This window comes from uncultured Clostridium sp. (assembly GCF_934754915.1).
Classification (GTDB): domain Bacteria; phylum Bacillota; class Clostridia; order Clostridiales; family Clostridiaceae; genus Clostridium.
This window is the reverse complement of the sequence record NZ_CAKVKB010000139.1, coordinates 1-8,348: the sequence shown is the minus strand read 5'-3', so window position 1 is coordinate 8,348 and position 8,348 is coordinate 1. Positions and strand designations below refer to the sequence as shown.

The 8,348-nt window shown below is 28.8% G+C and carries 6 protein-coding genes; 2 read left to right on the top strand and 4 right to left on the bottom strand.

Annotation, left to right across the window (positions count from 1 at the left end; genetic code table 11):
• Window positions 1–385: 385 nt before the first annotated feature.
• The gene (locus Q0F58_RS15475) at window positions 386–745 is read right to left on the bottom strand and encodes a P-II family nitrogen regulator (RefSeq protein WP_294378515.1); all 360 of its coding nucleotides are present in this window, start codon (window positions 743–745) and stop codon (window positions 386–388) included.
• Window positions 746–802: 57 nt separating this feature from the next.
• Window positions 803–2,056, bottom strand: a complete 1,254-nt coding sequence (locus Q0F58_RS15470) for an ammonium transporter (RefSeq protein WP_294378510.1) — start codon at window positions 2,054–2,056, stop codon at window positions 803–805.
• A 500-nt stretch (window positions 2,057–2,556) separates the two neighbouring features.
• Here Q0F58_RS15470 and Q0F58_RS15465 point away from each other — a divergent pair, with 500 nt between their 5' ends.
• Entirely contained in the window at window positions 2,557–3,870 is a 1,314-nt protein-coding gene (locus tag Q0F58_RS15465) for an aspartate kinase (protein ID WP_294378507.1), read from the top strand.
• A 127-nt stretch (window positions 3,871–3,997) separates the two neighbouring features.
• Here the strand turns inward: Q0F58_RS15465 and Q0F58_RS15460 are convergent, their stop codons facing one another.
• Window positions 3,998–5,530 carry a methyl-accepting chemotaxis protein gene (locus Q0F58_RS15460; RefSeq protein WP_294378504.1) on the bottom strand — a complete coding sequence of 511 codons (1,533 nt, stop codon included), beginning with the start codon at window positions 5,528–5,530 and terminating at the stop codon, window positions 3,998–4,000.
• 170 nt (window positions 5,531–5,700) lie between these two features.
• Here Q0F58_RS15460 and Q0F58_RS15455 point away from each other — a divergent pair, with 170 nt between their 5' ends.
• Window positions 5,701–6,711 carry a 3-oxoacyl-ACP synthase III family protein gene (locus Q0F58_RS15455; protein ID WP_294378501.1) on the top strand — a complete coding sequence of 337 codons (1,011 nt, stop codon included), beginning with the start codon at window positions 5,701–5,703 and terminating at the stop codon, window positions 6,709–6,711.
• A gap of 102 nt (window positions 6,712–6,813) precedes the next feature.
• On the opposite strand, the gene Q0F58_RS15450 is transcribed toward Q0F58_RS15455, so the two are convergent.
• On the bottom strand, window positions 6,814–8,115 hold the full coding sequence (locus Q0F58_RS15450) for a phenylacetate--CoA ligase family protein (RefSeq protein WP_294378498.1): 1,302 nt from the start codon (window positions 8,113–8,115) through the stop codon (window positions 6,814–6,816).
• Window positions 8,116–8,348 lie beyond the last annotated feature (233 nt).

Here is an 8,348-nt window from a genome sequence, read left to right as displayed (position 1 = left end):
GCATATTTACAACTCATTTTTCATTATCTTCTATTCACCTAAATATATTTATTAAATTAGATATAGTATATATATTCTAATTTAACAATAAAAGTATGAAATCTTTCCAGGATTTCTTTAGTATTTTTAATATGTCAGATAAATCTCAGATATAATTTTAATCTTGCACTATTAATATACCTTTATATATATTATAATCATAAGCACAATGATTTATCAATAAATCAAACCAAAATTCAGGAAAATAATATATGCAGCATTAAATAATATAATGAAAAATTTTTATTAAATATCCATATTATAAAAATGGATGTTTAATACGAGTTTAGGGTCTCTATATTAAACATCCATCATTATATATTATTACGGTTTATCACTATTTTTATTATTCGTTTTTCAATGCTTCCTTGCCAGTAGCTCCTGTTCTTATCTTAACTACTTCTTTAACATCATAAACAAAAATCTTACCATCTCCGATTTCTCCAGTTCTTAATATTTTTGTTGCAACATCAATTACTTTTTGAACTGGTACTTCGCAGACTATAATTTCAATTTTTACCTTTGGCAATAATTTCAATTCCATTGGAACTCCTCTATAATACTGTACATCACCTTTTTGAGTTCCACATCCTAATACCTGAGTTACAGTCATACCCATAACACCTATTTCATTAAGTGCTGTTTTTAACTCTTCAAAATTGCTCTTTCTTGTAACAATTTCTATCTTGCTAATGCTATCTGACATTTGAAAATCCCCCTTTTTCCACTCTTTAAAAGTCCTTTTACCAAAATTGTCATTAAACTACATATTTATATCTATACTTTGGAAATCTGCATAGCTGCTTTCAAGACCATGTTCTTCAATATCAAGTCCTCTAATTTCTTCTTCTCTTGTTACTCTCAATCCTACAGTAGCTTTAATCACTTTGAATAAGATGAATGCTGTTGCAATTGACCATACAGCCACTGCTAAAACACCTAAACATTGAACTCCAAAGAAATGGAATCCTCCACCATAAAATAATCCACCATCAACAGCAAATACACCTGTTAAAATTGTTCCAAGAATACCATTTACACAGTGAACTCCTATAGCTCCAACTGGATCATCTATTTTTAATACTTTATCAACAAATTCAATTCCATAAACCATTGCAATTGCTGCAACAGCTCCTATAATTGCGGCACCAACAGGTGAAACCATATCACATCCTGCTGTAATGGCAACCAACCCTGCAAGAACACCATTTAAAGTCATACTTACATCTGGCTTACCATATTTTATCCATGTGAATATCATTGTTACATTTGCAGCCATAGCAGCAGCTAAATTTGTTGTAATAAATACTCTTGAACTTAATTCCAAAGCACCATCGCTAGTAAGTCCTAAACTTGATGCTGGATTAAATCCAAACCAGCCCATCCATAATATAAATACTCCAAGTGCACCAAGTGTTAAACTGTGTCCAGGAATAGCATTTGATCTACCATCCTTAGTATATTTACCAATTCTAGGTCCAAGAATATAAGCACCAACTAATGCACACCATCCACCAATAGAGTGAACAGCTGTTGAACCAGCAAAATCATGGAATCCTAATTGAGCTAACCAGCCGCCTCCCCAAATCCAGTGGCCTGCAATAGGATAAATAACAGCACTTATAATTGCACTATATATACAATAAGATATGAATTTAGTTCTTTCTGCCATAGCACCAGAAACTATTGTAGCTGCTGTTGCACAGAATACTGTCTGGAAAAATAAATATGCATAATTATTAACAGTATCGGCAGCATTTTCTGCTATACCATCTGCAAAGAATCCTGGAATACCAATAATTCCTGCTACATCTGTACCAAACATTATTCCAAATCCCATAACCCAGAATATAACTGAACCTAAAGCAAAGTCCATTAAATTTTTCATTATGATATTACCGGCATTCTTCGAACGGGTAAATCCTGTTTCAACCATTGCGAAACCGGCTTGCATCCAAAATACTAAAATTGCCCCTAATAGTACCCAAAACGTATCTATTATCATGTTTATATCCATAAAAATTCCCCCTTGAACAATATAACTATTCTTTTAAATTTAATATTAATTTTTTGTTATTTTACTAAATTTAAAGACAGCCATTGCCTTATTAAAATAATAATAATTTCATATAAATTACCATCTTCATAATAAATTCTGCAGAAAATTATTTTCGGATAATAAAAAAGAAGTCATAGAAAGTGTTCTACTTCTATGACTTCTTCGTCAAAACTTATTTAATTTATGAATCTATTATATATTTCACATTTTCCACTGTCAATAGGTTTTTTAATACTTTTTTCACAAAAACGTTAACATTGTATATATTTTTTCTTTCTTTAAAATATTTACTTAGTTTTAAATTTATGTAATGCAAACACACATTAATTCCCCTGCTTTTACTAATATAATCACATAATATACAATTATTTTAATAATTGCCTTGAACAATGACATATTAATTGCTACAATTTATATGTAAAAATTATAAATACATATAAATATTGGGGGCTATAAATATGAAAACAATAGTAACAAAATTTGGTGGAAGCTCGCTGGCAGACGCTAATCAGTTTAAAAAAGTAAAAGATATAATAAATGCTGATGAAGCAAGAAAGTATGTTGTACCTTCTGCACCAGGTAAAAGACATTCAAAAGATTCAAAAGTAACTGACCTTCTATACCTTTGTCAGTCTCACGTTTCTGTTGGAATATCTTTAGATGATGTCTTTAATTTAATAAAGGAAAGATATTTAGGAATAATCAATGATTTAGGATTAGATTTCAGCATTGATTCATATTTAAATACAATAAAAAAAGATCTTGAAGCAGGTGCTTCAAAAGATTATGCAGCAAGTCGTGGGGAATACTTAAATGGATTAATATTAGCTAACTATTTAGGTTTTGAATTTGTTGATGCTAAAGATGTCATTGTATTTAATGCTGATGGTTCACTAGATCCTGATGCTACAAACGAAGCTTTAAAAGCGAAATTATCAACTGTATCAAAAGCTGTAATTCCTGGATTCTATGGTGCTGATAAAGACGGAAACATCATTACATTCTCAAGAGGAGGATCTGATGTTACTGGTGCTTTAGTTGCTGCAAGTATAAATGCGGATCTTTACGAAAACTGGACAGATGTTTCTGGTTTCTTAATGGCAGATCCAAGAATAGTCGAAAATCCAAAGCCAATAAGTAAAATCACTTATTCAGAACTTAGAGAATTATCATATATGGGAGCATCAGTTTTACATGAAGATGCAATATTCCCAGTAAGAGTCACTGGAATTCCTATAAACATAAAAAATACAAACAAGCCTGAAGATGAAGGAACATTTATAGTTCAAGATTCTGACTGCTCTATCAATCCAAATATCGTAACTGGTATTGCAGGTAAAAAGGACTTCACTGTAATTTCTATTACAAAAGCTTCTATGAACTCAGAATTAGGATTCTGCAGAAAACTTTTATCTGTATTAGAACAAAATAACATTTCATTCGAAAATATGCCATCAGGAATAGATACAGTATGTCTTGTAATTTCTGATTCACAATTAAAGAGTAAAACTCAACATGTCATTGATGAAATCAAGAGATCATGTAATCCAGATACAATAGAAGTTCATCCAGGAATGGCAATGATAGCTACTGTTGGTAGAGGAATGGCAAAACAAAGAGGAACTGCTGCAAGAATATTCAAAGCACTTTCAAATGCAGAAATCAATATTAGAATGATTGACCAGGGTTCAAGTGAAATGAATGTTTTGGTTGGTATAGAAAATGATAACTTTGAAAAAGGCATTGCTGCGATATATAATGAATTTAATTAAATTCATTATATAAATCAAGTTTAATAGGTATTGTCTGAATTAAATATTGGGATAATGCTATAAAAAAGGATCTGTTGCAAAAAAGATTAAATATAATCGTTTTTGAACAGATTCTTTTTGTATGCTATCATTTAATTAATTGTGTCATTTTTTCTGCTATATTCTTTAATTCATTAATATTAGCCTGTATTTCTTCATTTGCTGAGGCTCCATGTGATATTCCTAATGTAACTGTTTCGTACTCTGATATTGTATTTTCAGTCATATCTTCAACCTTCTCATTAAATTCTATTATTCTTTTAGTTTCCTGTAATAATGTATTAGATGCATTATCTATATATTCTATATTATTGTTAAATTGTTTTAAATTTGATATCATATTACGTATTCCATCAACTGTCTTAACAATAATTGTATTACTTTCCTGTGATTTTTTATTATTATATGTCATCTGCTGCTGAACATTATTTATGTTTTCCTTCAATTCACTAATTATTACACCTACATCATTAAGAGATTTATTTGTTCCCTCTGCTAATTGTCGTATTTCATCTGCTACAACAGCAAATCCCTTACCATATTCTCCGGCTCTTGCTGCTTCTATGGATGCATTAAGTGCAAGAAGATTGGTTTGTTCAGATATTTCTCGTATTAATTGCATTATTTCATCAACTTGACTTGATTTTTGTTCAAGTTCTTTTGTAGAATCAAATGTAATACTAATATTATTGCCTATATCCTTAATAATATTAAGAGTATTATTTAAATCTTTCTGATTATTTTCTGCAATCCTTATAAAATCTGATATACTCTTTCCTGTATCATCTGTTTTCTGAGTAACAACTTCATTTGCTCTTAATAATTTATTTAAGCTATCCTTATTTTCTTTTGATTTTTTGAGCATATCATAAGAATCATTTGATACAATCTGACTTGCATTTGAAACTTCTTGAAGAGAGCCTGTCTGCTGTTCAATAGCATTACTCAAACTTTCACTTGATTCAAATACAGTAGTTGCTATCTCTGATATACTGTTAAATAAATTTACTAATTTCTCATTTTCACTTTCTATTTCGACTTCCTTCTTATCTATTTCTTTTAATAAATAAGAAGAGAAAAATACAATCAATAAAATACCTGCAAGCGCTAATAAAATGGACATTACTTTCATAACTACTTCAGCTGTTGAAAGTCCTGATTCAAATAATATCATAGGATTATGTATATATAAAATCGCCTGACATATTATACTTAAAACTATTGATATACAAATAAGCTTTGTATCAAAAAAAATTGCACCAAGCATTATAAAATAAAAAATCAAAATCCATTGAGAATTTAAATGCATTGTAAAATTCAAGTATAAATAATGAATATATGTTATTCCAATTACCACGCCTTTAGTTATATTAAAAGCATGCATATTAAATGTATTTCCATTTATAGTTTTCTTATAGCATATTTTCAATGCTATTCCGTAACAACATATAATTACTGCTAATCCCACAAGAGAAATAAATTTTATTTCATCATTTATCTTTAATAATTTTAATATTGTATAAAAGAAAAATGATGTTATGCAGCTTACCATATAAATTATCAATACAGCTTTCAACGTTTTCTTATTAAATTTTATTATAGAATTTTCTCTATCTTCCATATAACCCCTCCTCTATTTTTATTATTTCTTAATTACACTTTCTTTTGTAATGTTTTATATATACAATTATTATATGATATAATTATTATATCACATTTATTACATTTAATTAATTTTTTTAAAAACTTTGTATTCTTTTGTTTTATTTTCTTTAATAAGGAGTTGAATTTATGTATAAAAATATCAAAATAATAGGAACTGGTATATATCATCCAAAAAATAAAATTAAAAATGATTTTTTTATTAATCATTTCAAAAAATATGGTAAAAACTTGACTGATTTTTTAGAAAATATGGGTCGTAATGAAAGATACTTTATTGATAATGATTATGAAAATACTCTTACAATGGCTATAGAAGCATCTAAAGAAGCATTGAAAGATGCAGAAATTACACCTGATCAACTTGATATAATAGTTTTTTCTTCAGATACACCTGAATATTTATGCCCATCAAATGCATTAATAATAAATCATTTTCTCAATGCACATAATGCACATACTGTATACGATTTAAACTCCAATTGTGTGGGAATGATTGTTGCTTTAGATCAAGTAAGCAGATATATGAAAACCTCAAAAAATAAAGAATATGCTTTAATAGTAGGTGGAATTATGGCATCTTCTATCGCAAGAGAAGATGATAAATACACATATCCTACATCTGGCGATGGTGCTGCTGCTGTTATTTTAAAATGTACTGAAGAAGAATATACAAGTGGAATTCTTGATTCAAAATATTGTACAAACTCTAAATATTACAATTCGATTGTATCTCCAAGTTGTGGATTGCGTAAAGCAAGACTTGACAGTTCAACTGAATATGAAAGAAAGCAACACTGGACACCTTTTCCATTAAACTTTTTTGCTACAGAATGGGCAAAAGCTATAAAAGAATTTCAAATAGAATTTAATTTCTCTTTGGATGATATTAAGTATTTCTTATTATCTCAATATTCAAAACAATTTCTTTCTAATACTGCTGCAGAATTAAATATAGACAATGATCCTAATAGATTTATCTATATCGCTGATAAATATGGTTATACTGGGACTACAAGTCCAATATTTGCGCTTCATGAGGCACTACATAATGGACAGCCTATCTGTAAAGGCTCAAAGGCAGTTTTATGCTCAGTAGGTGCTGGAGTTGCAATGTGTTCTTTACTATATGAATTCTAACTTATAATGAAAAGAGAAGCTGCCACATTAAGAAATTCAACTACTATAATATATAGTATAATTTAATCTTTATGTAACAGCTTCTTTTTATTGGCTAGATTATTATTTTAAGACTAATTCTTTGTTCCTAAATATTCTCTGGGCTTTTCCTTCACTTCTTTTTATAGTATTTGGATTTATAAGTTCAATAGAACATCTTATTTGAAGAAGACTATATAATTTTTGAAGTATATTATTCTTCAAAGCTTCCAAATAAGCTTTACTATAAAATTCAATATAATTATTCATTTCTACTGTAATTATAAGTTGATCCAAATTACCTTTACTATCAATAGTTAATGTATAATTAGGCGAAAGTTCACTAAAACTCATTAACACACTTTCAATTTGAAGCGGATAAACATTTACACCTCTTATAATAAGCATATCATCATCTCTTCCACAAATACGCTGAATTTTGACATATGGGCATCCACACTTACATTTATCTTGAGTCAACATAGAAATATCTCTAGTCCTATATCTTATTAATGGAATTCCTTCTTTAGTAAGATTAGTAAATACAAGCTCTCCTTTTTCTCCAATTTCACATGGTTCTAATGTTTGAGGATTTATTATTTCTGGAAAAAAATTTTCTTCATTAACATGCAATCCATTCTGTGTATAACATTCACCCGCAACTCCTGGCCCCATAACCTCACTTAATCCATATATATCATATGCTTTAATTTTAAATTTTTTTTCAATATCTTCTCTTATTTCATTAGACCAAGGTTCTGCACCAAAAATTCCTATTCTGAGTTTTAACTCTTCAGGATATATTCCCATTTTTACCATAGTATCATAAATATGAAGAGCGTAACTTGGCGTACATGCTAAAACAGTTGTTCCAAAATTTTTCATAGTAAGAACCTGTTTTTCAGTATTACCACCAGACATAGGAATTACAGCAGCTCCTAACCTTTCAATCCCATAGTGAATTCCTAAACCGCCAGTAAACATTCCATATCCATAAGCCACCTGAACTATATCATTTTTAGTTATTCCAAACCTTTTTAATGTTGATGCTATTATATCTGACCATATATCTATATCTTTCTGAGTATATCCTACGATTGTTTGAAGCCCTGTTGTTCCAGATGAAGCATGAAGCCTTACTATTTTCTCCATAGGAACTGCAAACATTCCATAAGGGTAATTTTCTCTAAGATCCTGCTTTGTAGTAAAAGGAAGATATTTAATATCTTTTAATGTATGTATATCTTGTGGCATTACTCCTGCTTCCTCGAATTTCTTCCTATAGAATGGCACATTATCATATACATACTTGACAATGTTCTTCAATCTTTCAGTTTGAATCTTAATTATATGTTCACGATTCAATTTTATTTCTATTTTGCTCATATATATTCCTCCAAAAAATATTTTTATTCCAACTATAATATATTTAAATTATCGTGTGATTTTTTTTATTTTTTATCACCGCATAAACATTTTTTTGTTTTTCAATAAGAATATTCCTATTTATTGTTATATTTATTAATAATTATTATATTTTTAATCTATAATAGTGCATTTTTACTTGAATAATTTTACAGTTGAATAAAAAAACAGATTCTTAGGCTATTTTTAATGAC